Raw genomic sequence first — 26,606 nt, 5'->3', positions numbered from 1 at the left:
TGCGGTTCCGGTCGGAGCAGTGCGGCAGCAGCAGGAGGTGGTCACGGAGCGTGACCGTACTAGGGTTCTGCCGTCGGCGACCATCGCGGTGTGCAGGGGAACGGGACGAATACGACGATGATGTGGAAACGCCCATGATTGAACGGACGGTCGGACGCAGCGGCCTACGTGTGTCCAGGCTCGGACTCGGAACGGCCGACTGGGGCCGCGGTGTCGACGGCGACGGCGCCGCTGCGCAACTCGCCGCGTTCGTGGAGGCGGGCGGCACTCTGGTCGACACGTCGCCCGCGTACGGCGACGGCCGCGCGCTGCGTGTGCTCGCCGAGATCGTCGACGACGTCGTGCCACGCGTAGACCTCGTGATCAGTTCGGATGCCGGGGTGTCCACGCGCGACGGTGTCGCGCACACGGATTGCTCGCGGCGCGGGCTGCTCGACGTGCTCGATTCGACCCTGCTCGAGCTGGGTACGGACCACCTTGACCTGTGGAACGTGGCCGCGTGGGATCCCGGTACGCCCACCGAGGAGATCGCGGCCACCCTGAACTACGCCGTCACGTCCGGACGAGTGCGCTACGTCGGGGTTCGCGGATACCTCGGGTGGCAGTTGGCCACCGCGTGCGGCGCCGGCGGGTCCGTCGTGCCCGTCGCCGCGCAGGCGGAGTATTCGCTGCTGGCGCGCGACGTCGAGGACGAACTGATTCCGGCCGCCCAGCATCACGGCGCCGGCATCCTGGCGGTCCTGCCTCTGGCGGGCGGCGTCCTGACCGGCAAGTACCGCGACGGGATTCCGGCGGACTCGCGCGGAGCCGACGATGCGCGCGCTCCGGGCATCGAGCGGTACCGGACCAGAAGCGCGGCGAATGTGGTGGAAGCGGTTGCCACCGCCGCGGACGGGCTCGGCACGTCGCCCTTGGCCGTGGCGCTCGCCTGGGTTCGCGACCGGCCGGGCGTGTCGTCGGCCGTGGTCGGTGCACGCGACATCGGTCAGCTGACCGGAGTCCTGGCCGCCGACGATCTCGAGCTGCCCCCCGCCATCGTGTCCGCGCTGGACGACGTGAGCAGCTAGCCCGGATCGATCACGGAGCCGATGCGGGAGAGCACCGCGCGGATGCTCGACCCGTCGTTGGCGGGGCCGTCGACCGGCGTCGCCGACGCCACGGCGTCACGCACCGCGCCGACGAGGCTGCGTTCGTCGGCGAGATCGAGATCGACGACGGACACTTCCGCGGTGGCCTCGACGTCCCGTTCGTCGGGAACGGCCGAGGCGAGGTCGGCGCGATAGACGTCGACGAACATTCGATTGCCCCGTACCCGGAACGCATAGGTACGCCCGTCCTCGGTGTCGCCGAATCCGTGCGCGTACGCGCCGACCGAGATGTCGTCGACGGTGAACACGGGCGATGCGTCGGAGTGCTGGTGCTTCTCCACTTCTCTGCCCTCCCGATTCCTCGACTCCTGTCGACCCCCGACGCTACCGGCCGGTGCTCCCCGACCGCGCCCGCGCCACTCGTGGATGATCGAATTGATCCGCCCGACCCTGTAATGCCGACCCTGTAATGCCGACCCTGTAATGCCGACGAAAGTAGTGGACCCGAATGTTGTCACCAGTTGCCCGCCGTCACGCGATCACGGTCGGTCTTCTGGTTGCCGTCGCGGCCGGCTGCTCGTCCGGTGACGGCGGAACGAACCTCAACGTTCGCGAACCCGAGACTGCCGCAACGTCTCCCGAGGTGACGACAGCGCCTGCCGGCGTCGTGTCCGAGGCCGGAACGTCCGTCGATTCCATCACGTTCGACGCCGACTCGCGTACCGTCGCCGCCTTGACCGGCGATCGCACGACGCTGCTGCTGCAGTCCGCGTCGGGCGCCGATTCCCCCCCGCGGACGATCACGCTGCCCGAGGCCGGCAACTCTGTGACGGCGGACCGGGACGGAGCGGTACTTGTCACGACGAATTCGGGTGTGCTGCAAGTCGATTGCGCGTCCGGCGCGGTACAGGACATCACGGTCGACGGCGGCGCACTGTCCGCTGCGCCCTTCGAGGACGGACTGGCGGTCGGCAACGCCAGTGGTGAGATTCACATCCTGGATTCGTCCGGCGCGATCACGAAGACGATCGGCGGACTCGCGTCGGTGGACGCCCTGTCGTCGATCGACGGCCAGCTGACCGCTCTGGACACGAAGCAGACCTCGGTGACGTCGATCGACGCGGACGGCGGCGCCCTCGGACCGGCCTTGCGCGCCGGTGAGGGCGCGACCAATCTGGCGTCGTCACCGGACGGGCGCATCGCGGTCACGGACACGGCCGACGGCGAACTCCTCCTGTTCACCGACGACGACCTCATCCTGCGCCAGCGTTTCCCCGTCGCCGGGTCCCCGTTCGCAGTGGCCTTCGACACCACGTCGGGCGTCATCTGGGTGACGTCGACGAGTACCAACGAGGTGGTGGGGTACGACGTCTCCACCGGGCTCGGAGTCGAGACGGCCCGCTTCCCGACGGTTCGGCAGCCCGACTCGCTGGCCGTCGACTCGCAATCGGGCGATCTTTTCGTAGGCTCGTCCGACGGGCAAGGAATCCAACGTATCCAGTCCCGCAGTGAATGACGAGGTGACGAACAGATGAGCAGCGCCAAACGCACCCTGCCCTCGGGTTGGGAAAGCACATCCGACGACTGGGAATACGTCCCCTTGCGGCTTCCGCCGGACGTCACGCGAGTGAGCGCCTCGATGCGCCTCGCCATCTCCGCGGAGTTCGGCGGGTGGGAGCTCTCGCGGGTTCGGCTGTACACCGACGGCAGCCGCCGAGTGTTGCTCAAGCGGCGCAAGACGGCCACGCACGTGCCCGAACCCGGAATGTGAGCATGTCCCCGTACCAGTTGCTGCTCAGGGCAATGTTTCTCCTTCCGCCCGAACGTATTCACCACCTGTCGTTCACCGCGATGCGGTGGGTCACTCGGCTCCCTCCGACACGTGCCGTCGCGTCGCGAGTTCTCGTGTCCCGCGACCCTCTGCTGGCCAGCACCGTCTTCGGAGTTCGGTTTCCCTCCCCCGTCGGTCTCGCGGCGGGGTTCGACAAGGACGCCACGGGGGTCGACGCGTGGGGTCCACTCGGCTTCGGCTTCGCCGAAATCGGCACCGTCACAGCGCACGCGCAACCCGGCAATCCCCAGCCGCGCCTGTTTCGCGTCCCCGCGGACCGTGGCCTGATCAACCGCATGGGATTCAACAACCACGGTGCCGCTGCCGCCGCCGGCCGGTTGAGCCGCCGCCGCGGCGACGTCCCGATCGGCGCGAACATCGGCAAGACCAAGGTGACCCCACCCGAGGGTGCGGCCGACGACTACACCACCAGCGCTCGGCTGCTGGGTCCCGTCGCCGACTTCGTGGTGGTCAACGTCAGTTCGCCGAACACGCCGGGACTGCGTGACCTGCAGGCCGTCGAGTCGCTACGGCCTCTGCTGGCCGCGGTGCAGTCCGTCGTCGACAAGCCCGTTCTGGTCAAGATCGCCCCCGACCTCAGCGACGACGACATCGACGCCGTCGCGGATCTGTCCGTCGAACTGAATCTGGCCGGAATCGTGGCCACGAACACCACCATCGCCCGCACCGGTCTGCGCACGGCCAAGGCCGACGTCGACGCCATGGGCGCCGGCGGGCTGTCGGGCGCACCCGTCGCGGCGCGGTCCCTCGAGGTGCTGCGGCGCCTGCACAGTCGCGTCGGCGGGCGCATCGCGTTGGTGTCCGTCGGCGGCATCGAGACGGTCGATCAGGCCTGGGAACGCATCGAAGCCGGCGCATCCCTGATTCAGGGATACACCGGCTTCGTCTACGGCGGACCGTTCTGGGCGCGTCGGCTCAACGCGGGAATCGCGCGGCGTGCTCGTGCCGCCGGCTTCCGATCGTTGAGCGACGCGGTGGGGTCGGGCGCCCGCTAGTTCTGCTCGTACGTCCCGACGATCACCGCGCGTGCGATGGCGTGCGAGAAGAGGTTGAACCCCAGGTAGGCGGGGGTGGCCGTCTCGTCGATTCCCAACGACTCGACGTCGACGGCGTGGACCGCGACGAAGTAGCGGTGCGGACCGTGACCGGCGGGCGGAGCGGCGCCGATGAAGCGCGCCACGCCGGCGTCACCCTTCAACGTGATCGCGGACGTGGGCAGGCCGGTGCCGTGGTCGTCGCCCGCACCCGCGACCAGCGACGTGGTGGACGCGGGAATGTCCGCGACGGCCCAGTGCCAGAACCCGGAGGCGGTGGGTGCGTCCGGGTCGTAGACGGTGACGGCGAAACTCTTGGTTCCCTCGGGGAATCCCGACCAGGTCAGCTGCGGCGACTGGTCGTGCCCGCCGGCGCCCATGATTCCGCTGACCTGATCCTCTCTCAGCGGCCCGCCGTCGGTGATGTCCTCGCTCGTGAGCTCGAAGGACGGAAGATCGGGTAGCGCGGCGTACGGGTCGTACGACATGACGAATCCTTTCGGTCAGCTGTGCATCAGAAAATGCGCGAACACCTTGGTGCCGAACACCAAGGAATCGGTGGGTACCCGTTCGTCGACTCCGTGGAACAACGCCGCGAAATCGAGATCCGGCGGAAGCCTGAGCGGGGCGAATCCGAAGCAGCGGATGCCCAGCTTGGCGAACGCCTTCGCGTCGGTGCCCCCGGAGAGCATGTACGGGACGGTGCGCCCGTTCTCGTCGTGGGCGAGGATCGCGTCGTTCATGGCGTCGACGAGGGCGCCGTCGAACGTCGTCTCGTAGGAGTCGAGGTCGGTGATCCATTCGCGTTCGACGTGCGGGCCGATCAGCTCGTCGACCTCCTTCTCGAACGCTGCTTTCCGGCCCGGCACGATCCGGCAGTCGACGACGGCCGTCGCGGTCTGCGGGATGACGTTGGCCTTGTATCCGGCGGAGAGCATGGTCGGGTTCGCCGTGTCGCGGAAGGTGGCTCCGACGATGCGCGCAATGCTGCCGAGCTTGGCGAGCATCCCGTCGATGTCGGGCGACTCGGGATCGAAATCGATACCCGTCTCGTCCGAGACGGCGGCCAGGAACTCGCGCACGGAGTCCGACATGACGAGCGGGAACGTGTGATTGCCCAGTCGGGCAACGGCTTCCGCGAGGTAGGTGACGGCGTTCTCATCGTGGAGGAACGATCCGTGACCAGCTCGGGCCTTGGCGGTCAGGCGCATCCACGCCAGGCCCTTCTCGGCCGTCTCGACGAGGTAGAGCCGCTTCTCGGTGCCGTCCGGACGCGCGACGGTCAGCGAGAAACCGCCGACCTCACCGACCGCCTCGGTGACTCCGTCGAACAGGTCGGGGCGGTTTTCGACAAGCCAGTGCGAGCCCCACGTGCCGCCCGCTTCCTCGTCCGCCAGGAATGCGAACACCAGATCGCGCGGCGGGACCGTTCCGGACGATTTGAACTCGCGAGCTATGGCGAGTGCCATGCCGACCATGTCCTTCATGTCCACCGCGCCGCGGCCCCACAGGTAACCGTCCTCGACGGCCCCGGAGAACGGGTGCACGCTCCAGTCGGCGGGTTCGGCGGGAACGACGTCGAGATGTCCGTGTACGAGAAGCGCTCCACGTGTGGAGTCGGCGCCCTTCAACCGGGCGAACACGTTGCCGCGCCGCGGTTGTCCGGACTCGACGTACTCGGTCTCGTAACCGACCGCCTCGAGTTGGGCGGCAACCCACTCGGCGCACTCCTTCTCGCCGACCGTGGTGGCCAGCTCACCGGTGTTCGAGGTGTCGAAGCGGATGAGGGACGCGACCAGATCGACGACTTCGTCCACCGCCGCGGTAGGAGTGGAGCCTGCGGAACGACTCGGTTGATCTGGAGTGGAGCCTGCGGAACGACTCGGTTGATCTGGAGTGGAGCCTGCGGAACGACTCGGTTGATCGGTGTCAGTCACTCGTCTTTCCTACCAGGGCCCTGTGTGCCGTGCGTGCGACGTGCGGTTTTGTCTCGTGGGCAGTGATCGGCTAATGTTTGCCGTCGCACCGAGAAATCGGAGCGGCAGTTGCTGTTTGCGTGCAAACAGTGATGTCCGAGTGGCGGAATGGCAGACGCGCTAGCTTGAGGTGCTAGTGTCCTATTAACGGACGTGGGGGTTCAAGTCCCCCCTCGGACACGCACAGACCCCGATTCTCGCCGGAATCGGGGTCTTTTCTTTTGTCGTGACAGTGTTGCCGTGAGAGCCGAACGGAAGTGAGCAGCGTGACCATCGATCCGGACGATCTCGAGGTCTGTATCCGGGTACTCGCTCAGGCATCCGAACTGCACGACGAGCACCCCGATTCCGTTGCGCTGCAACGTGCTACGGCCCAGTTGTTCAAGTCGATCAAGAAGCGTCGCCGTATCGAGTCGCGCACCAAGGTCTCCGAAGCCGATCGGTCCGTCATCGCGAACACGGCCACGGGATCGCCCGAGCGCATCGACGACGAGACCGCCGGATTGGCGTTGACCTCCGGCGCGACCGGAGCGACGGCGGGCACGCTGCTGCGTGCTCGTCCCTGCTACATCTGCAAACAGCGTTACACAGTGGTCGACGCGTTCTATCACCAGTTGTGCCCGGCGTGCGCAGAGCTCAATCGAGACAAGCGAAACGCCCGGACGGACCTGACCGGGCGACGCGCGCTGCTCACGGGCGGCCGCGCGAAGATCGGCATGTACATCGCGTTGCGCCTCCTTCGCGACGGGGCGCACACCACCATCACCACCCGCTTCCCGGCCGACGCCGTGCGCCGGTTCACCTCCATGCCCGACAGCGCCGACTGGTTGCATCGACTGCGGGTGGTCGGCATCGACCTCCGTGATCCGGCGCAGGTGGTCTCGCTCGCCGACTCCGTCGCGGCGTCGGGCCCCCTCGACATCCTGATCAACAATGCGGCGCAGACCGTGAAGCGTTCCGCCGGATCGTATTCCGCGTTGATCGACGCGGAATCGCCACTGGTGTTGGAGGAAACGCCCGTCGAGGTGCTGACGTTCGGCAACACGAGCGACGCGCACCCCGCCGCGCTGGCGGGGTCCGTTCCGACCACTGCGCTCGAAGCGGTCTCGGCGCTGGCATTGGTGGCCGGCTCGGCGTCGCCGGAGCGCATCGAGATGGGCGTCGCCATCGACGCCGGTGGACTGGTGCCGGATCTCGCCGACACCAACAGTTGGGTTCACACCGTCGATCAGGTCGATCCGATGGAGCTGCTCGAGGTCCAGCTCTGCAACTCCGTTGCGCCGTTCATTCTGGTCTCGCGCCTGCGTCCCGCCATGGCCGCTGCGCAGGCCCGGCGCAAGTACGTCGTCAACGTCTCGGCAATGGAAGGGCAGTTCGGGCGCGGATACAAGGGGCCCGGGCACCCGCACACCAACATGGCCAAGGCTGCGCTCAACATGCTCACGCGCACCAGCGCCGGAGAGATGCTGTCCGACGGCATCCTCATGACTGCCGTCGACACCGGGTGGATCACCGACGAGCGCCCCCATCCGACCAAGATGCGCCTGGCGGACGAGGGTTTCCACGCACCGCTGGACCTGGTGGACGGGGCGGCCCGCGTCTACGACCCCATCGTGCAGGGCGAGGCCGGGCACGACATTCACGGCAAATTTCTCAAGGACTACGCCCCTTCGCCCTGGTAATGGTGAGATTGGCACATGGGCGATGAAGTCGAAGCACGGACATTCAGTCGTCAGGACCGACAGGAATTCCGGCGCAAGGTACAGCGGTGCCTGGACGCACTCGCGACGATGCTCGCGAACGACGAATTCAGTGTCGACGAGCCACGACTGGGTATGGAAGTCGAGCTGAACCTGGTCGACGACACGATGAAACCGGCGATGGCCAATGCCGCCGTACTCGAAGCCATTGCCGACCCCGACTTCCAGACGGAGTTGGGGCAGTTCAACATCGAGATCAACGTGGCGCCGAAACCGCTGAGCGCCAGCAACATGCGTTTTCTCGAGGCGGGACTGCGGGCATCGTTGGACTCTGCGGACGCACGCGCGAAGGAATCGGGCAGCCGACTGGCGATGATCGGCATGCTCCCCACGCTGACCGAAGAGCACTTCGCCCGGCACTGGTTCTCGTCCAATCCCCGATACGAATTGCTCGATCAGCAGATCTTCGCGGCGCGAGGCGAGGACATCGAGCTCTCCATATCGGGTGTTCCGCTGAATGACGAGATCAGCGTCGAAACCCTGAACATCATCTGCGAGACCATTCTTCCGGAGGCGGCGTGCACTTCTGTGCAGTTGCATCTGCAGGTCGCGCCGTTGGACTTCCCCTCGTACTGGAATGCGGCGCAGGCGCTTTCGGGCGTTCAGATCGCACTGTCGGCCAATTCGCCGTTCTTCGCCGGCAAGGCGCTGTGGCACGAGAGCCGCATCCCGATGTTCGAGCAGGCCACCGACACCAGGCCACAGGAACTCGTCAATCAGGGTGTGCGGCCCCGAGTGTGGTTCGGCGAGCGGTGGATCACCTCCATTTTCGACCTGTTCGAGGAGAACTCGCGTTACTTCCCCGCGCTGCTTCCCGTCGTCTCCGAGGAGGACCCCGTTCAGGTCCTCGCCGACGGGGGAACCCCGAAACTGACCGAACTCCGCATGCACAACGGCACCGTCTATCGCTGGAACCGGCCTGTCTACGACACGTCCGACGGCGGCCACCACATTCGCCTCGAGAACCGTGTGCTGGCCGCCGGTCCCACCGTCGTCGACATCATGGCCGACGCCGCCTTCTACTACGGAACGGTGCGCGCGCTCGTCGACGCCGACCGGCCGGTCTGGTCGCAGATGTCGTTCGACGCGGCCGAGGAGAACGTCCACGCCGCAGCACGCGGCGGTTTCGACGCCCGGCTCTACTGGCCCGAGGTCGGCTGGGTGGGCCCGCAGGAACTCGTCCTGCGCCGTCTGCTCCCCCTGGCCGACGCGGGCCTGCAGGCGTACGGAGTCGACGCGGACGTCCGCGATCGCTACCTCGGTGTCATCGAAGCCCGGTGCCTGGCGAGGCAATCGGGATCGGTGTGGCAACGAGCGTCGGTCGCAGCCCGAGAGAAAGCGGGAGACGATCGCCCCACGGCGCTCGCGGGCATGCTCGCCGAATACCTCGACCGCATGCACCAGGGCGATCCGGTGCACACCTGGACGGTGTGAGCGGCCGAAAGCCCGGGTTTCGAAGGACGTAGGGTTGGTGAATGGCTTCTTCCGAACAGCCCACGTCCGCTGCACAACGTCGCCGAGATTTCGACGTCATCGTCTACGGGGCCAGCGGCTTCGTCGGGGCACTGGTCGCCAAGCACCTGGCCGGCGCTGCACCCGAGGGAACTCGCATCGCACTCGCAGGGCGCTCGCAGAGCAAACTGGTGTCGGTCCGATCCACCCTCGGGTCTACCGCTGCCGACTGGCCGATCCTCGTGGCCGAGGCAGACGACACCGTTGCCCTCGACGCGCTTGCGGGCAAAGCGCAGGTGGTGATCACGACCGTCGGTCCCTACGCCAAATACGGCAAGGCACTGGCACATTCGTGCGCCGCAGCCGGAACGGACTACGTCGACCTCACCGGTGAGGTGCTCTTCGCCCGTGAAAGTGCCGACGAGAACCACGAGTTGGCGCACTCGACCGGCGCGCGCATCGTCCACTCGTGCGGGTTCGACTCCATCCCGTCGGACATCGGCGTGTTCGCACTCTACGAGAAGGTGAACCAGGACGGCGCCGGTGAACTCACCGACACCACGCTGGTCGTCACGTCGATGAGCGGTGGCGTCAGCGGTGGCACCATCGACTCGCTGCGCGGACAGATCGACGAGATCACGGCCAGCAAGAAGGCCCGGAAGATCGCGGTCAGCCCCTACTCGCTCAGCCCCGACCGCTCGATCGAGCCCGATCTCGGCCGCCAGAACGATGCGCCGATCATGAAGGGCTCGTCGATCCACCCGTCGCTGAAGGGCTACAAGGCACCGTTCGTGATGGCGTCGTACAACTCTCGGGTGGTCCGGCGGTCCAACGCCCTTCTCGGGTACGCGTACGGCAAGACGTTCAAGTACAACGAGGTCATGAGCGTCGGATCGTCGCCGCTGTCCCCCGTGCTCGCCGGTGCCGTGGCCGCCGGACTCGGCGCGGTCGTGGCCGGGCTGGCGTTCAAGCCCACTCGCTTCGTGCTCGACAAGGTGCTACCCAAGCCGGGCGAGGGGCCCAGCGAGAAGACCCAACAGAAGGGTCATTTCACCGTCGACATCTACACGACCACCACCACCGGTGAGCACTACGTCTCCCGCGTGAAGGCCAAGGGCGACCCCGGTTACGCGGCCACCGCGATCATGCTGGGCGAATCCGCACTCGCCCTCGCGCTGAACCGTGACCAGCTCCCCGGCCTGGGCGGCGGGGTGCTCACTCCCGCAACCGGTATCGGTGACGCCCTGATCACCCGTCTGCGAGACGCGGGAGTCGAGGTCTCGGCCCGAAAGGTGTAGTGGTGCACGAGCTTCTGCTGTCCGACTACGAGATCGCGCTCGACACGTCGAGCTCGATCTCGGTCGCGTCGGCGGCTCGTCCCTACCTGTCGGCACGCTTGCCCGTGGCGGCGCTGGCGACGGGATCGGTGGCCGCCTTCTGTAGCGCCGTCGATCGCTACCGGGCTGTTCGCGAACTCGACACGGCGCCATGGCGTCTCGACCCCGCCCGCATCTCAGCCTCCTTCTCCGGTGACAAGATGCTCCGAATCGACGGCGAACCGGTGAACGCTTTTGCCGAGCTCTCGGGCTTCTTCCCCGCGGCCGACGGATGGGTGCGCACCCACGCGAACTATCCGCACCACCGCAGCCGACTGTTGGAGGCTCTCGGTCTGCGGCACAGAGCATCTCGGGACGATCTCGCGACCGAGCTCGAACGCCGTTCGGGCGCTGACGTGGAGGATACGGTCATGGCGGCCGGCGGGCTCGCAGTGCGGGTGCGGACCGAACAGGACTGGGCCGCGTCCGAACCGGGGCGGCGTTCCGCATCGGGACCCCTGGTGTCTCGGACCATGCGACCCGACTTTCGCGATCCGTACGGTCCGCCTCAGGCCACGACCGTCTCGCCGCTGGCGGGCATTCGCGTACTCGACCTGACCCGAGTCATCGCCGGCCCCGTCGCGACCCGGGCGCTGGCGCTGCTCGGCGCGTCCGTGGTGCGCGTCGACCCGCCCCACCTGTCCGAGATCGCCTGGCAGCACCGCGAGAACGGCCAGGGCAAGCGTTCGACCCTTCTCGATCTCCGTGATCCGGACGACCGTCGACAACTCGACGCTCTCATGAGCGGCGTCGACATCGTGGTCACCGGTTACCGCCCCGGTGCACTGGATCTTCGGCTCGCGCCCGGGGTGGTCCACGGGCGAGTCAGTGCATGGGGCGAGCGCGGATCCTGGTCGCATCGGCGCGGGTTCGACAGCCTCGTCCAGGCGGCGTCGGGAATCGCGTCGATCGAGGGCACACCGGGAGCGCTTCCCGCCCAGGCGCTCGATCACGCCAGCGGATACCTGCTCGCCGCGGGTGTGGTGGACGCGCTGGCGGCGCAGCTTTCCGACGGGATCGGCCGCGACGTGACGGTGTCGCTGGCCCGTACCGCCGCGTGGTTGCTCGCCGCGCCCGGGCGAGCCGAGAACCCACCGTCCGCGGTTCTTCCCGACGACGACACCGTCTGCACACACGGCGCGATCACGGCGGCCAGACCCGCGCTCGCCGAATACGACGACTACCCGTTCCCCAGTCACGACTGGGGATCCGACGACGCGCGGTGGTGACACAATCGCTCGGGTGACCACGTTTCCGCAGAAGTTGATCGTCGACGTCGACACCGGAATCGACGATTCGCTCGCGCTTCTCTACCTCCTGGCCAGCCCCGAGGAAGCCGAGATCACCGTCCTCGCCTGCACCGCCGGCAACGTCCCGACCGCGCAGGTCACCGAGAACAACCTGCGCTGGCTCGACCTCTGCGGCGCACCGCTCATCGAGGTGGCGGTCGGCGCGGACGGACCGCTCGTGGCCCCGCTGATGACCACCGAGGACACTCACGGGCCGCACGGCATCGGGTACGCCGAACTCCCGGCCTCGTCGCGAACGGTCTCCGATCGCACCGCAGCGCAGGCGTGGGTCGCCGCCGTCCGCCAATACCCCGGAGAGATCGTCGGACTGGTCACCGGCCCCCTGACCAATCTCGCCCTCGCCGTCCGGTTGGAGCCCGATCTGCCGAAGTTGCTGCGGCGCTTGGTCGTCATGGGCGGATCGTTCGATCACCCCGGAAACACCACGCCCACGTCGGAATGGAACGTCGCGGTGGACCCCGAGGCGGCGAAGGAAGTCTTCGACGCCTTCTCCGTGGCGCTGCACCCGCCGATCGTGTGCGCACTCGGGCTTACCGAAACCATCGAGATGAAGCCCTCACACGTCGAGCGCCTGGCCGAACTGGCCGGCAGTCAACCGATCGAAACACTCTCCGCCGCAGACGAACCGGGTGTTCGCTCGACCGCGTCGAACCCGGTGGTGCGCCACTTCACCGACGCGGTTCGGTTCTACCTGGAGTTTCACCAGGCCCAGGGCGAGGGCTACCTCGCGCACATGCACGATCCGTTCGCCGCGGCGCTCGCCCTGCACCCGGAGTTCGCCGAGTACGAGCCCGCCACGGTCGACGTCGAGCTGACCGGAACCCTCACGCGCGGAACGACGGTGGCCGATCGGCGCGGTTTCTGGGGGCGCACACCCAACGCCGCGATCGCGGTGCGGACGGATCCCGACGCCTTCTTCGACCATCTGCTGGGGCGGGTCGGGGCGTTCGCGGCGCGGAGGTTTCCAGCCGACCAGCCCCTTCCCGACTGAGGGGCACATTCAGTCGATCTAACGGTGTGAGGGTGCCCCCGAGTCGGAAATGGGTCCGGTGTCGGACACAGGTCCGGTGTCCGACGAGGACGACGGACCGGTCCCGTCGAATGCCTCCACGATCTCCTTCGCCGCCAGCGCCGCGGTGAGTGTCCCCTTGGCCACACGCGCCTCGACGTCGTCGCGAATCTTCTTGACCGCTTCGTTTGTCGACAGTCTGCGCAGCAGTTGATCGTTGACCATCGTCCAGGTCCACTCGATCTGCTGCCGCCGACGCTTCTGCTCGAACTCACCCGCGTCCGCGAGTACGCGCTGGTGCTCGAGCACCGTGTCCCAGAACGTGTCCAGGCCGGTGCCTTCGATGGCGCTCATGGTCAGGACCTTCGGCTTCCAGAGCGCGTCGTGCGGGTAGATCAGGCGAAGCGCACCCGCGAGTTCGCGTGCGGCACCTTTCGCTTCGGTGAGGTGTTTGCCGTCCGCCTTGTTCACGGCCACCACGTCGGCGAGCTCGAGTACGCCTTTCTTGATGCCCTGCAACTGATCTCCCGTGCGGGCAAGGGTGAGGAAGCAGAAGCAGTCCACCATCCCCGCGACGGTGATCTCGGACTGACCGACGCCCACCGTCTCCACCAGGATCACGTCGTAGCCGGCGGCTTCGAGCAGGACGATGGTTTCGCGGGTGGCCTTGGCGACGCCGCCGAGCGTGCCCGACGTCGGCGACGGCCGAATGTACGCCTCGGGCGCGACCGACAGGCGGGCCATGCGGGTCTTGTCACCCAGAATGGACCCGCCCGTGCGAGTGGACGACGGGTCGACGGCGAGGACGGCGACGCGATGTCCGGCCGCGATGAGCTGCATCCCGAGGGCGTCGATGAACGTCGACTTACCCACGCCGGGTACGCCGGTGATGCCCACGCGGTGCGCTCCCCCGGCCTCGGGAAGCAGCTCGAGCAGCAGCTTCTGCGCCAGGTCACGATGGTCGGATCGGGTCGATTCGACCAACGTGATGGCACGCGCCAACCCGGATCGTTCGTTGGCGCGCACCGACGCGGCCAGGTCGGCGATGTCGATGGCGCGTGTGGGACGGTCAGACACCGGAAACAGACGGGAGGACCGGAGGCCGGCCGACATGTCCAGCCCCGTGTCCCAGCGATTCGGCGAGCTTCGTGACCAGGTCGGCTGCGGCGTCCGCGATCACCGTGCCGGGCGGGAAGATCGCGGCCGCGCCCGCGTCGTAGAGGGCATCGAAGTCACCGGGCGGGATGACGCCGCCCACCACGACCATGATGTCCGGCCGTCCGACGGCGGCGAGAGCGTCGCGGAGCGCCGGAACGAGGGTGAGGTGTCCCGCGGCGAGCGACGACACCCCGACCACGTGCACGTCGTTGTCGGCGGCCTGGTTCGCGACCTCTTCCGGCGTCTGGAACAGCGGACCGACGTCGACGTCGAAGCCGATGTCGGCGAAGGCGGTGGCGATGACCTTCTGGCCGCGGTCGTGTCCGTCCTGGCCCATCTTCGCCACGAGGATGCGCGGACGTCGTCCTTCGTCCTCGGCGAAGCGTGCGACGAGTTCGCTGGCGTGTGCCACGTTCTTCGCCTTTCCTGCCTCGTCGCGATATACCCCGCTGATCGTACGGATTTCTGCCTGGTGGCGGCCGTACACCTTCTCGAGTGCATCGGAGATCTCCCCGACGGTGGCCATGGCCCGCGCTGCGTCGACCGCCAGGGCGAGGAGGTTGTTCTCCATCCCGCCCTCGGTGGACGCGGCCGCACGGGTCAACGCCGCCAGTGCCGCTTCGACGGCGTCCGAATCACGCTCGGCGCGCAGGCGTTCGAGCTTGTCGATCTGCTCCTTGCGCACCTTGGAGTTCTCGACCTTGAGCACTTCGATGCTGTCCGGCTCGTCCGGCACGTACTTGTTGACTCCGACCAGCGGTTGGATCCCGGAGTCGATGCGGGCCTGCGTCCGCGCGGCGGCTTCCTCGATCCGCAGCTTCGGGATGCCCTCGCTGATCGCCTGCGCCATTCCGCCGGCTTCCTCCACCTCCGCGATGTGTGCGCGGGCGCGGTCGGCGAGCTGGGCGGTGAGCCACTCGACGTAGTACGACCCGCCCCACGGATCGATCGGGCGGGTGGTTCCCGATTCCTGCTGCAGCAGAAGCTGAGTGTTGCGCGCGATCCGCGCGGAGAAGTCGGTGGGCAGCGCCAGCGCCTCGTCGAGGGCGTTGGTGTGCAACGACTGGGTGTGCCCCTGCGTCGCGGCCATGGCCTCGATACAGGTACGCGGGGCGTTGTTGAACACGTCCTGCGCGGTGAGCGACCAGCCGGATGTCTGCGAATGTGTGCGCAGCGAACGCGATTTCGGGCTCTTCGGGTCGAACTTCTGCACCAATTCCGACCACAGCAGGCGACCGGCGCGGAGCTTGGCGACCTCCATGAAGAAGTTCATTCCGATCGCCCAGAAGAAGGACAGGCGCGGGGCGAACGTGTCGATGTCCATACCCGCGTCGAGGCCCGCTCGGATGTACTCGACGCCGTCGGCGAGGGTGTACGCGAGTTCGAGATCGGCTGTCGCACCGGCTTCCTGGATGTGATAGCCCGAGATCGAGATGGAGTTGTACTTCGGCATTCGCGCGCTGGAGTACGCGAAGATGTCGGAGATGATGCGCATCGACGGCTTGGGCGGATAGATGTAGGTGTTGCGGACCATGAACTCTTTGAGAATGTCGTTCTGAATGGTCCCGGCCAGCTTCTCCGGCCCGACACCCTGCTCTTCCGCGGCGGCCACGTACAGCGCGAGGATGGGCAGGACGGCGCCGTTCATGGTCATCGAGACCGACACGCTGCCGAGGTCGATGCCGTCGAAGAGCTGACGCATGTCGTAGATGGAATCGATTGCGACACCGGCCATTCCGACGTCACCCTGCACGCGCGGATGGTCCGAGTCGTACCCGCGGTGCGTCGCGAGGTCGAACGCCACGGACAGGCCCTTCTGACCCGCGGCGAGGTTGCGACGGTAGAACGCGTTGGATTCCGACGCCGTCGAGAAACCGGCGTACTGACGAATGGTCCACGGCTGGTTCACGTACATCGTGGGATACGGGCCGCGGACGAACGGCGCCTCGCCCGGGTAGGAATCGACCGGGTAACCCGCCGCGGCCACGGCGTCGCGGTCGGCGCCCGCGTACACGGACTTGACGTCGATACCCTCCGGTGTCGACCACGTCAGTTGCTCGGCCGTGTAGCCGTTCGCGGCGGCGCCCGCCGCGACGTGGGCGTCCACCTCGGCGGCGGTGGGTGACGGCGTCACCGGTTCGCCCGGCTCCGCCAGAGGGACGTCGGCGAAACTGCCGATCGTGTGCCCGATACGCCGATTCATGCCGGACTCCTGTCGAACGTGCTGGTCAGTTGGTCCATGAGTTCGGTCAACGCGGCGACGGCGTCGATCTTCGCCGTCAGATACCCGTCGGGTCGACCGTCGTCCGGTGCATCGGCGAAGACCTTCTCCGGGCCGGCGAGGAGGACGCGGTCGATGCCCGCGTTCCGGAGGGCGCGCACGGCGTCGACTCCCTCGTCCGCGTAGCGGCGGTCGGTGCCGCACAGGACGGCGATGGACGCGCCGGATTCGCGGGCGGCCGCGCCGAGGTCGGTGACCGCTCCGGGGTCGAGGGCCTCGATACCGCCGGAGGCCAACAGATTCGACGCGAACGTCGTGCGGACGTTGTGCTCGGCAACAGAACCCAGCGGAGCGAGGAAGATCTGCGGTCGTGAACCGGTCTGCTCGAGCACGCGGTCGCTGCGGTCTCGAAGCGCTTCGAACTGAGCGGCGTAGCGAGTCGTGCCGGCAGCCGGTGCAAGACCCTCGGGCAGCGCCTTCTCGGCGAGGTTCGGGAACTCGTTCACGCCGGTGACCGCGGTGCGGCGATGGGCGATGTCGGATGCGCGCTTCTCGCGTGTCGTCTCCACCGCGGTGTGCACGAATCCCGACTCGAGTGCCGCTGCGTATCCGCCCTCGGACTCGACGGCCTGCAACACCGACCACGCGGCCGCGGCCATCTCGTCGGTGAGGTCCTCGACGTACCAGGAGCCGGCGGCGGGATCCATCACCCGACCGAGGTGGGACTCCTCGAGCAGAAGCAGCTGCGTGTTGCGCGCGATGCGGTTGGAGAACGATCGCGACACCCCGAGAGCACCCGCCGGGAGCGACACGTCGAACGGAAGAACCGTCACGGAGTCGGCGCCGCCGACACCCGCGCCGAACGCTGCCAGGGTGGTGCGAAGCATGTTCACCCACGGATCTCGCTGCGCCATCATCGCGGCCGAGGTGACGGCGTGCTGTGGCGCGTTGCCGCTGCCGGGGGCGCCGCACACCTGCGCGACGCGCGCCCAGACTCGGCGGGCGGCGCGGAACTTGGCGATCGTGTCGAACTGACCGTCGGTGGCGGCCAGGCGAAACTCGATCTGGGACAAGGCCTGTGCGGCGCTCAGACCGGCGGCGGTGAGACTGCGGAGATACTCGAGTCCCGCAGCGGCGGCCAGGCCCACTTCCTGCGCGTCGGCGGCTCCCGCCTCGTGGAACACGGTGCCGTCGACGGTGATGGCGCGGACGGTCTCCGTTCGTTCGGAGGCTTTCTGCGCCAGCGCGATGGCGTACTCGACCGTGACGCCGGCCGAGTCGGCGAACCGGTCGGTGAGTGGCGACGCCGCCAGGCGAACGTCGACGGCCGAGCGATCGGCGATGTCGTCGGCCGAGTCGAGGTGATTCAGGAGCGCGTCCGCGAAGTCGACCAGTCGCTCACCGGCGTCGAGGGTGATCGGAGCGAGGTCGAGCAACACTCCGCCCAAAATCCTCGGGAGGTCGGCGGGCTCGACGGAATCGACACCGAGCCACAGTGCGCTGATGCCGTTCTCGAGGCCGTTCAGAATCAGGGAGTTGATCGCCGTGGGGTCCGCCTCCCCCACTCCGACGCTTCCCGCGACCAACCAGCCGCGAGCGACGTCGCGCGACGCGTCACGTCCACGGACGAAGGGAAAGGACCCGGGTAGCGGAACTTCGGGGCGGGCATCGCGAGGCCCGTAGAGGGCATTGATCGTGATGCCGTCGTAGGTCGTCGATGCGAGCAGTGATTCGGGGTGCTCCGGAAGGGTGTTCGCATCCACGCGACGGGATTTCGCGAGAACCCCCGCCACCGCTCCCTGCCACGCCGTGAAGGCCTCGTCCCCGTCCGAAATGTTGCCGTCGACACCTGTTTCCGGAGTGCTGTCCGCCATCGTTCCCTCTCGCCGAGTGACGCCTGTGTCCCGAGGCACCGTTCTCGTGATGCTAACCGCACCGATCGCTCGTTATCGTGAGGATCACCTCATCTTTCTGAGACGCCGGTCACATGTGACGGCGCTCGGCCGCTCGGCGGTACCGTTGAACCTCGTGAGCAGCGCGAGGACCCGGAAGTACGGACGAGGACTCCTTGCGATCGTGTTGGTGGCGGGGTTCGTGGCGGTCGCCGTTCTGGTGCCGCATCCGACCGTGGAGCAGTTGCGCGCGTGGGCGGCGTCGTGGGGACCCGGGTTTCCCATCGCGTTCTTCGTCGCGCACGTTCTGTTGACCATCACGCCGATCCCTCGGACGATCTTCACCATCAGCGCCGGTGTGCTGTTCGGCGCTGCGCTGGGCCTGCTCATCGCGGTGGCCGCCACCACCATCAGCGCAGTGCTGGCGTTGCTCCTGGTGCGGTGGGTCGGTCGCGACATCGTGGCTGCCCGTCTGACGCACCCCGCCCTCGCATCGGTCGACGCCAGACTCGCTCGTCGCGGGTGGTTGGCCGTCGGCTCTCTGCGCCTCATCGCCCCGGTTCCGTTCTCTGTCGTGAACTACTGCGCCGGGGTGTCCGCGGTTCGCGTGGTGCCGTTCGCTCTGGCCACTCTCGTCGGTGTCGTTCCGGGAACGATCGGGATCGTTCTGCTGGGAAATGCGCTGAGCGGACACACCGATCCGGCGTTGCTCGTCGTGTCGGGACTGTGCATCGCGCTGGGCGTGGTGGGTCTGGTGGTCGACGCTCGAACACCGGTCACCGCCCTCCCGTTGGCCGAGGCCACCGTGACCAGTCCGTCAAGTTCGGATGCTTGATTGGCCAGTATCCAGTTCCCATCCTTGCGTCAAGTCCAGATGCTTGATTACTGATTATCAAGTCACTAGACTTTACGCCATGTTCGTTCTGACCGTCGATCAACGTCGCAGTAGACGCGACATCGACCGCGTTCCCGACCTGCTCGACCGATACGCGACACGTCCGCTGAGTCGACGGTTCGAACGAACCGCCGGTGACGAGGTACAGGCAGTCTCCGACGATCCCGACCTCGTCGTCGACATCGCCCTGGACCTCGTGGACGACGGGTCGTGGAGCGTCGGCATCGGAGCGGGCAGTACCGAACAACCCTTGCCGGACGTCACCCGAGCCGGTCGAGGCGCGGCGTTCGAGGCGGCCCGCGACGCCGTGAACCGCGCGAAGACCGCCCCCGGGGCCATCGCTGTGGCCGGACCCGACGACGACACCGCCGCGGACGCTCAGGCCGTCCTGACGTTGCTGGCAGTACTGATCACACGCCGTTCCGACGAAGGCCGGTCGGCCGTCGCGACCATGCGGACCGCAGCCTCCCAGGCGGCCGCCGCGATCGAACTCGGCATCACCCGCCAAGCGATGTCGCAGCGACTGTCCGTCGCCGGCTGGCAGGCCGAACTGTCCGGACGAACCGCCGCCGTCAGACTTCTCGCCCGAGCAGACGGAGTTTCCTCGTGATCGTTACCGCACTCGTCGCCCTGGTCGTCGCAGCGTTCGCTCCGCTGCTGCCGGTCCGCCCGCTCCCCTGGCTGGGAAGCGCGATCGCCGCAGTCGGGACCGCCGTGGCCGGGGCCGTGGCCGCCGCGCTACCGAACCCGGTGACCGGTGTGCCGCTCGTTCTCGCTCTGGTGCTGTCGGTGATCGCGTCGGCGACCGGCGGGGTGCCCCTGGTTCCGCTCGCTTTCGGAATTGCGCGCCGACAGGACTCGGCCGGCCCAGAACCCGCTGTGCTGCACGGAGGTCTGGTCATCGGGGTTCTCGAGCGACTCGCCGTCGCCGTCTCCGTGATCAGCGGTTGGCCCGAGGGCATCGCCGTCGTGCTGGCAGTGAAAGGTCTTGCGCGCTACCCGGATGTCCGCGATGCACACGCGTCGGAACACTTCATCATCGGCACGTTCACGAGCGTGCTGTGGGCCCTTGCCTGCAGCGGTGTCGCTGCAGGCATCGCGCACTAGTTCTCGGGTTCCGGATCCACGGGCGCAGAGGTGGACGGAGCCGGCGCGGCCAGTTCGCCGACCGACGGCGAGTGTCCCAACGACGTGTCGACGGGCTTGCGCGCCACCGCTTCCGCCGCAGCAACCGCCTGCGCGATCACCGGATCGGTCTTGGTGTCGAACCAGCTCGCGACCTCGTCCGAGTCGTCCTCGGGCTTGGACCGAACATCGCCGTGATCACTCGGTTCGAACCGGAACACGCCGTCGTCGCCCTTCGCGCCGAGGTTCTTCGCGAAACCCTTCAGCGCGTCGCCGAAATCGCTGGGAACGATCCACGTCTTGTTGGCCGTACCTTCGGCCATCTTCGGCAGCGTCTGAAGGTATTGGTACGCGAGCAGTTCCGGTGTGGGCTTGCCGGCCTTGATGGCCTCGAAGACCTTCTCGATCGCCTTCGCTTCGCCTTGCGCCTGAAGGTATTTCGCAGCTCGTTCACCCTGTGCACGAAGGATGCGTGACTGCCGCTCGCCCTCGGCCGCGAGAATGGCGGCCTGCTTCGCACCTTCGGCGGAGAGAATTTGGCTCTGCTTCTCACCCTCGGCGGTCTTGATCGACGATTCGCGATGGCCCTCGGCCGTAAGGATGGTGGCGCGCTTCTCGCGGTCCGCCTTCATCTGCTTCTCCATCGATTCCTGGATCGACGGCGGCGGATCGATGCTCTTGAGCTCGACGCGCGCGACGCGCAGACCCCACCGGCCCGTCGCCTCGTCGAGCACTCCGCGAAGCTGACCGTTGATCGAATCACGCGATGTCAGAGTCTCTTCCAGCGTCATGCCGCCGACGACGTTGCGCAGCGTCGTGGTGGTGAGCTGCTCGACACCGACGATGTAGTTGCTGATCTCGTACACCGCCGCCTGCGGGGTGGTGACCTGGAAGTAGACGACGGTGTCGATGGAGACCGTCAGGTTGTCCTGGGTGATGACGGGCTGCGGCGGGAAGGACACGACCCGTTCGCGCAGATCCACTTTCGCGCGGACCCGATCGACGAACGGGACGAGGAACGCCAATTGACCCGAGATCGTTTTCGAGTACCGGCCGAGTCGTTCGATCACCGCCGCTTCCGCCTGCGGCACGAGGGTGACGGATTTGGCCACCACCACGACCACCAGAAGCACGATTACTGCGAGGACGATCAATGCCACCATGCGCTGTTCACAGACCTTTCCATACGACGGCGGTAGCGCCGTCGATCTTCATCACGGTCACGGTCGATCCTGCTGTGTACGTTTCGCTGGAATCGAGCGCTCGCGCCGTCCAGACGTCGCCGCCCAGTTTGATCCGACCGGAGTGACCGCCGACGTCTTCCAGGACGACGGCGGATTTACCCGTCAGCGCCTCCATCCCCATCGGCACAGCGGGCGGAGCCGCGAACTTGCGCAACAACACCGGGCGCACGGACAGGATCAGCAGGGCGGACAGCGCCGCGAACACGATCGCGTCGCCCCATACCGGCAGGTCGGTCACGGCGGACACACCAGCGGTCCCGAGTGCACCGCCCGCCAGCATCAGCAGGAAGAAATCACCCGTCAGCGCTTCGCCGGCGGCCAGCAACACCGCTCCGACAAGCCAGATGATTGCGACCACGTCTCCACACTACGTCGGCGAACCGTCCGGTTGGGTCACGAAATCGACAAGGCGTTCCACCGCACCGATCAGCGGAGCCTCGAGATCGCGAAAGCTGTTGACAGCGCCGTACACTCGCCGCCAACCGTCCTGTGGCGAACCCCACCCGAGCGCGCGGCACACGCCCGTTTTCCAGTCCTCGCCGCGCGGTACCCGAGGCCAGGAATCGATACCGACGGCCGACGGACGCACTGCTTCCCACACGTCGATGTACGGGTGACCCGTCACGGCGACGTGAGGTCCCAGCGATCGCGTCAACGCCGATTCCTTCGATCCGTCGACCAGATGGTCGACCAGCACGCCCACCCGCCGACCCGGCCCCGGTGAGAACTCGGCCAGCCGGTCCGCAAGGTTGTCCAGACCTTCGAGATGCTCGACGACGACGCCCTCCACGCGCAGGTCGTGGCCCCATACACGTTCGACGATGGCGGCGTCGTGAATGCCCTCCACCCAGATTCGGCTCGGCAGCGCCACCCGTGCACGCAGTCCCTCGACCTTGGTGGAACCGGACGCCGATCTGCTCGGCGTGCGCGCCGGAGCCGCCTTCGGTCGAACCAGGGTCACCGGGCTGCCGTCGAGGAGAAACGCCGCCTCCCGCATCGCGAACAGCCGAGTCCTGCCGCGGCCGTCCTCGAGCCGCACGAAGTCGCCGTCGTACGTGCGCTCGAAACCCACGACCGCGCCGCAGTAACCCGTGTCCGCGTCCTCGACCACCAGATCCCGCTCGGCGGCGACCGTCGGGTACTGCTTCTTGGCCTTGCGCGGATGTCCGGAAAGAATGTCTGCGCTGTACGGGTCGCGGAAAGTCACGAGGGTCGACGCTAGGTCAGTCCTTCCGGATCGGGCGTGACGCCACGCCGATCGAACTACGCTCGCGACCGGTGGGCCTCGTCTCGCCGGAGAAGGAGCCTCACCCATGACCACGTCGCAGCACGGGCTCACCACGGACGAGTTCGCGGACAAAATCTTCGACGTCGTCCGCGGTGCGGCGTCGGCCCAGGCGCTCTATCTCGGTGACCGGCTCGGGTGGTACCGCACGCTTGCGGACGAGGGCCCGTTGACGGCCGCCGAGCTGGCCGACAGGAGCGGCACCGACGCCCGATACGCCCGCGAATGGCTCGAGCAGCAGGTGGTGTCGGGTGTGCTGGCCGCCGACACCCACCAGGATCCGATTCGATTCGAACTGCCCCGAGCCCACGCCGCGGTTCTGGTGGACACCGAGAGCACGCAGTTCATGCTTCCGCTGGCACGTCTGTTCGCCGCTACCGGAGTTCGCCTTCCCGATCTGGTGCACGCATACCGCACCGGCGGAGGCGTCTCGTGGGCGCAGCTGGGCGACGATGCACGCGAGGCACAGGGCGCGATGAACAAACCCGTCTTCGCGACGCAGCTGACGTCCGAGCTGCTGCCACAGATTCCGGATCTGCATCGGCTGCTCACCGCCGGCGCGTCGGTGGCCGACATCGGCTGCGGCGAGGGATGGGCATCCATCGCTCTCGCCGTCGGCTACCCGTCCACGCGAGTGCGCGGAATCGACGTCGACGCACCGTCCATCGCGGCGGCGACACGCAACGCGGCGGCGGCCGGCGTCGACGAGCGGGTCACCTTCGACGTCGCCGACGCGTCGGACTCGGCCGCCGGGGCCTACGACGCCGTATTCGCCTTCGAGTGCATCCACGACTTGCCCGACCCGGTCGCCGTCCTGGCCGCCATGCGTCGCATGGCAGCGCCCGGCGCCCCGGTGATCGTGATGGACGAGCGCACCGCGGACGTCTTCACCCCCGACGCCGGACCGGTGGAAGAGCTGCTCTACGGCTACTCGATTCTGTGCTGTCTTCCGGACGGTATGTCGCACCCGGACACCGTCGCGACCGGAACGGTGATGCGCGCCTCGACACTGGATTCGTACGCCCGCTCGGCCGGCTTCACGGGTGCGACCGTTCTCCCGATCGATCACGACTTCTTCCGCTTCTACCGCCTGCAGTAGCGCTCTCTCGGCCGTCACGACCTGTGGCGGGCCGAGGACCTATGCTGGACTGTTGTGCCTTCATCTGCTGCCAGCCTCGCCCTGTGGACCGGTTCCTGGCTCGGGGGCGGCTCCTCACCCGACGACGTCATCGACGCCGTCTGCGCCCGCGCCCCGATGAACCTCGTGGTCGCGGGAGACGTCGTCACCGCCGACCGGTGCTCGCTGCCCTGGCCCACCCCGCGCGACCTCGGTGTCACCGAACTGCTGAGAGTCGTCCGAGAAGCGGCGACGTCCGCCGGTCCGGACGCCACGGTTCGACTGGTACTGCCCGCGCCCGGCGACGTGCGCGGGCTTCCCGTCGGCTCCGACTTCTCGACTGCCGCGGTGTTGTCGGGCGAAGGCGTGCTGGTCGGCGCGCCAAGCGTCGGCGGAATCGGCATCGTGCCGTCGGTCGAGGGCCCGGATGTGCTGCGCTGGACCGTGTTCGCGACGGACGTACCCGAGTTCGTACCGGATGCGTCTCTTCGCGAGATCGAGTACTCGATGCGGGAGACCGTGCGCGACGCCGCGCTGGCCCTGACTCGTCAACAGACCGTGGGAAGCGCCGCGGCGTCCGTCGATGCGCGGTCGGTCATCGACGCCCACATCGAGGAGGCGAACCGCCACGCCTATCCGCCGATGGACGAGCGCATCACTCGCATCCTCGACTCCGCCGATCGAGTGGCGGCCATTCTCGCTGTGGCAGAGAAGAGTTCACCGGCTCAGGGAACGACCGGGTCCGACGCGCTGGCCCGCGAGGAAGTGTTGAGACCGCTGTACGCCGCGGTGCGATCCGCCCGTCTCGTCGCCGTCGGGTCGGCCATCGACGACGCGCTCGAGCGACGTTGAAGACCTGGCTGCACTGACTGGTCAGCTGCGAGACGGCCTCTTGGCCGGTTCGCAACACCCGACGTTGCACGGCGATCCGTCCAGCGTGGTGCCGTAGGCGGGTTCGGAGCCCAGCCGCTTCGGAGTGCCACCGGTGTATTCCTCGACCAGAGTCCGCACGAGTGTGGCGAAACGCGGATCGTCGCCGGGGGTGCCGACCCGCACGTAACTCATGCCGAGTTCGGCTGCCTTCTCCGCGGCCTCGGTGTCGAGGTCCCACACCACCTCGAGGTGGTCGGAGACGAAACCGACCGGGCACACCAGCACTGCCTCGACTCCCGTGGCGGAGAGGGACTCGAGGTGATCGCAGATGTCGGGATCGAGCCATGGAATCTGCGGCGGGCCCGACCGCGACTGCCACACGAGGTCGAAGTCGTCGCCGCCGGCCGCCGCCGCGCAGAGCCTCGAAGCCTCGGCGACCTGGCGGCTGTAGAGCCGACCGCCGTCGCTCGGCGGTCCCGCGGTCGCGTCGGCCGAGACGGGTACGGAGTGTGCGGTGAACACCAATCGTGCACTCTCGCGGTGTTTTACGGGCAGACGACTGCGTGCAGCGACGATGGCATCGGCGAAGGACTCCACCAACAGGGGGTGGTCGTAGTACTGCCGGATCTTGCGCAGCGTCGGTGCGCCCGGCCCGTACGCCTCGCGCGCCCGAGCGATGTCCTCGTGATACTGCCGGCATCCGGAGTAGCCGCCCCAAGCCGATGTGGGGAAGACCAGAGCCGATCGGATGCCGTCCCTGGCCATCTCGGCGACGGTGTCCTCGACCATCGGGTGCCAGTTGCGGTTGCCGAAGTACACCGGCAATTCGATTCCGGTCAAAGCGAATTCGGCTTCCACCGCGGCAATGATCTCGCGGTTGAGCCGGTTGATGGGCGAGACCCCACCGAAGTGCATGTAGTGCTCGGCGACCTCGTCGAGGCGTTCCGGCGGCACCCCTCGACCGCGCGTCACGTTCTCCAGGAACGGCCTGACGTCCTCCGGTTTCTCCGGCCCCCCGAACGAGAGCAGGAGGAGCGCGTCGAAACCGGAGGGCGTAGTCATGCCTCCATTGTGCAGTGCCGGTTGTCAGGCCCTACATGTCGTCGGGGAACCAGGTGTTGTGGCTCGCGCCGCCGTCCACGTACACGATCGATCCCGTGGTTCCAGGCAGCCAATCCGACAGCAACGCGCAGATCGACTTGGCGACGACGGTCGGGTCGTCCACGTTCCACCCGATCGGCGACGCGCCGTCCCAGTACTCGTTGAGCTGGTTCATCTTCGTGGCATCACCGGTGGCGGTTCCGGCGATCGCCTTGGCCGCCAGAGTCTTGATCGGCCCTGCCGCAACGAGATTGGACCGAATTCCCTTGGCCTGTCCGACCTCGCGGGCGACGTACCGGTTCACCGATTCCAGGGCCGCCTTGGCGACGCCCATCCAGTTGTAGAACGGCATCGCCGTGCGCGGGTCGAAGTCCATGCCGACGATGGACCCACCTTCGTTCATCACGGGGAGTACGGCGCGAGCGAGCGACGCGTAGGTCCACGCCGAGATCTGGAACGCCGACGCGGCGTCGGGTCCCGGTCCTTCGAGGAACGGCTTGGCGTCCGGCCCCATCAACGTCCGGGGTGCGAACGCGATGGAGTGCAGAACACCGTCGATGCCCTCGGGCGCCACCGCCGTGATCTTTTCGGCCAGCGCTCCGAGGTGCTCCTCGTTGGTCGCGTCCAGCTCGATCGCCGGCGGAACCTCCTTGGGCAGGCGCTGGGCGATTCGGTCGATCAGCCGCAGCCGATCGAACCCGGTGATGATCACCTTGGCGCCCTGCTCCTGGGCCATGGCTGCCGCGTGGAACGCGATGGACGCATCGGTGATGATGCCGGTCACCAGGATCGTCTTGCCTTCGAGAATTCCGGTCATGAAAAGCGTCCCTCTTTCGAA

General features: G+C 67.5%; 24 protein-coding genes, 1 tRNA gene and 1 pseudogene. 15 read left to right on the top strand and 11 right to left on the bottom strand.

All coding sequences use genetic code 11. From position 1 onward, the window contains the following. The first annotated feature begins 134 nt into the window (after positions 1–134). Positions 135–1,067, top strand: a complete 933-nt coding sequence (locus AC59JP_RS05820; RefSeq protein ID WP_497324662.1) for an aldo/keto reductase — start codon at positions 135–137, stop codon at positions 1,065–1,067. On the opposite strand, the gene AC59JP_RS05815 is transcribed toward AC59JP_RS05820, so the two are convergent. After that, positions 1,064–1,429, bottom strand: coding sequence for a hypothetical protein (locus AC59JP_RS05815; RefSeq protein ID WP_497324661.1), 366 nt, complete (start codon positions 1,427–1,429; stop codon positions 1,064–1,066). The two genes, AC59JP_RS05820 and AC59JP_RS05815, sit on opposite strands and share 4 nt — an antisense overlap. Positions 1,430–1,596: 167 nt before the next feature. Between AC59JP_RS05815 and AC59JP_RS05810 the strand changes: the two genes are divergently transcribed. The 3 genes from AC59JP_RS05810 to AC59JP_RS05800 are packed head-to-tail and all read left to right on the top strand — an operon-like array spanning position 1,597 to position 3,935. Then, positions 1,597–2,604 carry an NHL repeat-containing protein gene (locus AC59JP_RS05810; RefSeq protein ID WP_497324660.1) on the top strand — a complete coding sequence of 336 codons (1,008 nt, stop codon included), beginning with the start codon at positions 1,597–1,599 and terminating at the stop codon, positions 2,602–2,604. 15 nt (positions 2,605–2,619) lie between these two features. Further along, the gene (locus tag AC59JP_RS05805; RefSeq protein ID WP_497324659.1) at positions 2,620–2,859 is read left to right on the top strand and encodes a DUF5703 family protein; all 240 of its coding nucleotides are present in this window, start codon (positions 2,620–2,622) and stop codon (positions 2,857–2,859) included. 2 nt (positions 2,860–2,861) lie between these two features. Beyond that, positions 2,862–3,935 (top strand): quinone-dependent dihydroorotate dehydrogenase, encoded by a 1,074-nt coding sequence (locus AC59JP_RS05800; RefSeq protein ID WP_497324657.1) that lies wholly within the window; start codon positions 2,862–2,864, stop codon positions 3,933–3,935. Here the strand turns inward: AC59JP_RS05800 and AC59JP_RS05795 are convergent. Together AC59JP_RS05795 and AC59JP_RS05790 are read right to left on the bottom strand one after the other, a co-directional pair. Further along, on the bottom strand, positions 3,932–4,462 hold the full coding sequence (locus AC59JP_RS05795; RefSeq protein WP_497324656.1) for a YbhB/YbcL family Raf kinase inhibitor-like protein: 531 nt from the start codon (positions 4,460–4,462) through the stop codon (positions 3,932–3,934). The two genes, AC59JP_RS05800 and AC59JP_RS05795, sit on opposite strands and share 4 nt — an antisense overlap. 15 nt (positions 4,463–4,477) lie before the next feature. Further along, positions 4,478–5,803, bottom strand: a pseudogene (locus AC59JP_RS05790) (M20/M25/M40 family metallo-hydrolase); the annotation flags it as partial. Positions 5,804–6,044: 241 nt separating this feature from the next. On the opposite strand from AC59JP_RS05790, the gene AC59JP_RS05785 reads away from it, so the two are divergent. The 6 genes from AC59JP_RS05785 (at position 6,045) to AC59JP_RS05760 (ending at position 12,839) form a co-directional block, all read left to right on the top strand. Then, positions 6,045–6,130, top strand: a tRNA-Leu gene (locus AC59JP_RS05785). A gap of 77 nt (positions 6,131–6,207) precedes the next feature. Continuing rightward, positions 6,208–7,632 (top strand): SDR family NAD(P)-dependent oxidoreductase, encoded by a 1,425-nt coding sequence (locus tag AC59JP_RS05780; RefSeq protein WP_497324655.1) that lies wholly within the window; start codon positions 6,208–6,210, stop codon positions 7,630–7,632. A 15-nt stretch (positions 7,633–7,647) separates the two neighbouring features. Beyond that, complete coding sequence (locus AC59JP_RS05775) at positions 7,648–9,144, top strand: glutamate-cysteine ligase family protein (RefSeq protein WP_497324654.1); 1,497 nt, start codon at positions 7,648–7,650, stop codon at positions 9,142–9,144. Positions 9,145–9,185: 41 nt separating this feature from the next. Next, entirely contained in the window at positions 9,186–10,460 is a 1,275-nt protein-coding gene (locus tag AC59JP_RS05770; protein WP_497324653.1) for a saccharopine dehydrogenase family protein, read from the top strand. Positions 10,461–10,492: 32 nt separating this feature from the next. Next, complete coding sequence (locus tag AC59JP_RS05765) at positions 10,493–11,767, top strand: CoA transferase (RefSeq protein WP_497324889.1); 1,275 nt, start codon at positions 10,493–10,495, stop codon at positions 11,765–11,767. Positions 11,768–11,780: 13 nt separating this feature from the next. Then, positions 11,781–12,839: a nucleoside hydrolase gene (locus AC59JP_RS05760; RefSeq protein WP_497324652.1), complete on the top strand. Its 1,059-nt coding sequence runs from the start codon at positions 11,781–11,783 to the stop codon at positions 12,837–12,839. An 18-nt stretch (positions 12,840–12,857) separates the two neighbouring features. Here the strand turns inward: AC59JP_RS05760 and meaB are convergent, their stop codons facing one another. From meaB to AC59JP_RS05745, 3 genes are read right to left on the bottom strand one after another with little or no spacing between them, the layout of a single operon-like run. Beyond that, a complete protein-coding gene (gene meaB, locus AC59JP_RS05755; RefSeq protein WP_497324651.1) occupies positions 12,858–13,970 on the bottom strand; it encodes a methylmalonyl Co-A mutase-associated GTPase MeaB in 1,113 nt (370 codons plus the stop codon). Then, the gene (gene scpA / locus AC59JP_RS05750) at positions 13,927–16,218 is read right to left on the bottom strand and encodes a methylmalonyl-CoA mutase (RefSeq protein WP_497324650.1); all 2,292 of its coding nucleotides are present in this window, start codon (positions 16,216–16,218) and stop codon (positions 13,927–13,929) included. The genes meaB and scpA overlap by 44 nt, the downstream gene beginning before the upstream one ends. Continuing rightward, positions 16,215–18,110 carry a methylmalonyl-CoA mutase family protein gene (locus tag AC59JP_RS05745; protein ID WP_497324649.1) on the bottom strand — a complete coding sequence of 632 codons (1,896 nt, stop codon included), beginning with the start codon at positions 18,108–18,110 and terminating at the stop codon, positions 16,215–16,217. The genes scpA and AC59JP_RS05745 overlap by 4 nt, the downstream gene beginning before the upstream one ends. Before the next feature lie 154 nt (positions 18,111–18,264). Between AC59JP_RS05745 and AC59JP_RS05740 the strand changes: the two genes are divergently transcribed. The 3 genes from AC59JP_RS05740 (at position 18,265) to AC59JP_RS05730 (ending at position 20,130) form a co-directional block, all read left to right on the top strand. Beyond that, positions 18,265–18,963 carry a TVP38/TMEM64 family protein gene (locus tag AC59JP_RS05740; RefSeq protein ID WP_497324648.1) on the top strand — a complete coding sequence of 233 codons (699 nt, stop codon included), beginning with the start codon at positions 18,265–18,267 and terminating at the stop codon, positions 18,961–18,963. 79 nt (positions 18,964–19,042) lie between these two features. Next, a complete protein-coding gene (locus tag AC59JP_RS05735) occupies positions 19,043–19,633 on the top strand; it encodes a hypothetical protein (protein ID WP_497324647.1) in 591 nt (196 codons plus the stop codon). Beyond that, positions 19,630–20,130 (top strand): hypothetical protein, encoded by a 501-nt coding sequence (locus AC59JP_RS05730; RefSeq protein WP_497324646.1) that lies wholly within the window; start codon positions 19,630–19,632, stop codon positions 20,128–20,130. The genes AC59JP_RS05735 and AC59JP_RS05730 overlap by 4 nt, the downstream gene beginning before the upstream one ends. Here AC59JP_RS05730 and AC59JP_RS05725 read toward each other — a convergent pair. The 3 genes from AC59JP_RS05725 to AC59JP_RS05715 are packed head-to-tail and all read right to left on the bottom strand — an operon-like array spanning position 20,127 to position 22,599. Next, positions 20,127–21,311: an SPFH domain-containing protein gene (locus AC59JP_RS05725; RefSeq protein ID WP_497324645.1), complete on the bottom strand. Its 1,185-nt coding sequence runs from the start codon at positions 21,309–21,311 to the stop codon at positions 20,127–20,129. The genes AC59JP_RS05730 and AC59JP_RS05725 overlap by 4 nt on opposite strands. A gap of 7 nt (positions 21,312–21,318) precedes the next feature. Continuing rightward, positions 21,319–21,750 carry an NfeD family protein gene (locus AC59JP_RS05720; protein ID WP_497324644.1) on the bottom strand — a complete coding sequence of 144 codons (432 nt, stop codon included), beginning with the start codon at positions 21,748–21,750 and terminating at the stop codon, positions 21,319–21,321. A 9-nt stretch (positions 21,751–21,759) separates the two neighbouring features. Continuing rightward, positions 21,760–22,599, bottom strand: a complete 840-nt coding sequence (locus tag AC59JP_RS05715) for a DUF3097 domain-containing protein (RefSeq protein ID WP_497324643.1) — start codon at positions 22,597–22,599, stop codon at positions 21,760–21,762. 106 nt (positions 22,600–22,705) lie between these two features. Here AC59JP_RS05715 and AC59JP_RS05710 point away from each other — a divergent pair, with 106 nt between their 5' ends. Both AC59JP_RS05710 and AC59JP_RS05705 read left to right on the top strand, forming a co-directional pair. After that, a complete protein-coding gene (locus tag AC59JP_RS05710; RefSeq protein WP_497324642.1) occupies positions 22,706–23,776 on the top strand; it encodes a methyltransferase domain-containing protein in 1,071 nt (356 codons plus the stop codon). A gap of 54 nt (positions 23,777–23,830) precedes the next feature. Continuing rightward, entirely contained in the window at positions 23,831–24,646 is an 816-nt protein-coding gene (locus tag AC59JP_RS05705) for an Rv1486c family protein (protein WP_497324641.1), read from the top strand. Between the two features lie 21 nt (positions 24,647–24,667). Here the strand turns inward: AC59JP_RS05705 and AC59JP_RS05700 are convergent, their stop codons facing one another. Both AC59JP_RS05700 and inhA read right to left on the bottom strand, forming a co-directional pair. Beyond that, positions 24,668–25,729 (bottom strand): ferrochelatase, encoded by a 1,062-nt coding sequence (locus AC59JP_RS05700; protein ID WP_497324640.1) that lies wholly within the window; start codon positions 25,727–25,729, stop codon positions 24,668–24,670. 31 nt (positions 25,730–25,760) lie between these two features. Next, entirely contained in the window at positions 25,761–26,585 is an 825-nt protein-coding gene (gene inhA, locus AC59JP_RS05695; protein WP_497324639.1) for an NADH-dependent enoyl-ACP reductase InhA, read from the bottom strand. Between the last annotated feature and the right edge of the window lie 21 nt (positions 26,586–26,606).

Source organism: Rhodococcus sp. 320_ES, from assembly GCF_059691855.1.
This window is presented reverse-complemented; position numbering and strand designations above follow the sequence as displayed.

Coding starts and splice junctions, on each gene's coding strand:
- AC59JP_RS05735 (WP_497324647.1), top strand. CDS start 19,043: ATGTTCGTTCTGACCGTCGATCAACGTCGCAGTAGACGCGACATCGAC.
- AC59JP_RS05795 (WP_497324656.1), bottom strand. CDS start 4,462: ATGTCGTACGACCCGTACGCCGCGCTACCCGATCTTCCGTCCTTCGAG.
- AC59JP_RS05820 (WP_497324662.1), top strand. CDS start 135: ATGATTGAACGGACGGTCGGACGCAGCGGCCTACGTGTGTCCAGGCTC.
- meaB (WP_497324651.1), bottom strand. CDS start 13,970: ATGTCGGCCGGCCTCCGGTCCTCCCGTCTGTTTCCGGTGTCTGACCGT.
- AC59JP_RS05810 (WP_497324660.1), top strand. CDS start 1,597: ATGTTGTCACCAGTTGCCCGCCGTCACGCGATCACGGTCGGTCTTCTG.
- scpA (WP_497324650.1), bottom strand. CDS start 16,218: ATGAATCGGCGTATCGGGCACACGATCGGCAGTTTCGCCGACGTCCCT.
- AC59JP_RS05745 (WP_497324649.1), bottom strand. CDS start 18,110: ATGGCGGACAGCACTCCGGAAACAGGTGTCGACGGCAACATTTCGGAC.
- inhA (WP_497324639.1), bottom strand. CDS start 26,585: ATGACCGGAATTCTCGAAGGCAAGACGATCCTGGTGACCGGCATCATC.
- AC59JP_RS05710 (WP_497324642.1), top strand. CDS start 22,706: ATGACCACGTCGCAGCACGGGCTCACCACGGACGAGTTCGCGGACAAA.
- AC59JP_RS05700 (WP_497324640.1), bottom strand. CDS start 25,729: ATGACTACGCCCTCCGGTTTCGACGCGCTCCTCCTGCTCTCGTTCGGG.
- AC59JP_RS05770 (WP_497324653.1), top strand. CDS start 9,186: ATGGCTTCTTCCGAACAGCCCACGTCCGCTGCACAACGTCGCCGAGAT.
- AC59JP_RS05775 (WP_497324654.1), top strand. CDS start 7,648: ATGGGCGATGAAGTCGAAGCACGGACATTCAGTCGTCAGGACCGACAG.
- AC59JP_RS05805 (WP_497324659.1), top strand. CDS start 2,620: ATGAGCAGCGCCAAACGCACCCTGCCCTCGGGTTGGGAAAGCACATCC.
- AC59JP_RS05725 (WP_497324645.1), bottom strand. CDS start 21,311: ATGGTGGCATTGATCGTCCTCGCAGTAATCGTGCTTCTGGTGGTCGTG.
- AC59JP_RS05800 (WP_497324657.1), top strand. CDS start 2,862: ATGTCCCCGTACCAGTTGCTGCTCAGGGCAATGTTTCTCCTTCCGCCC.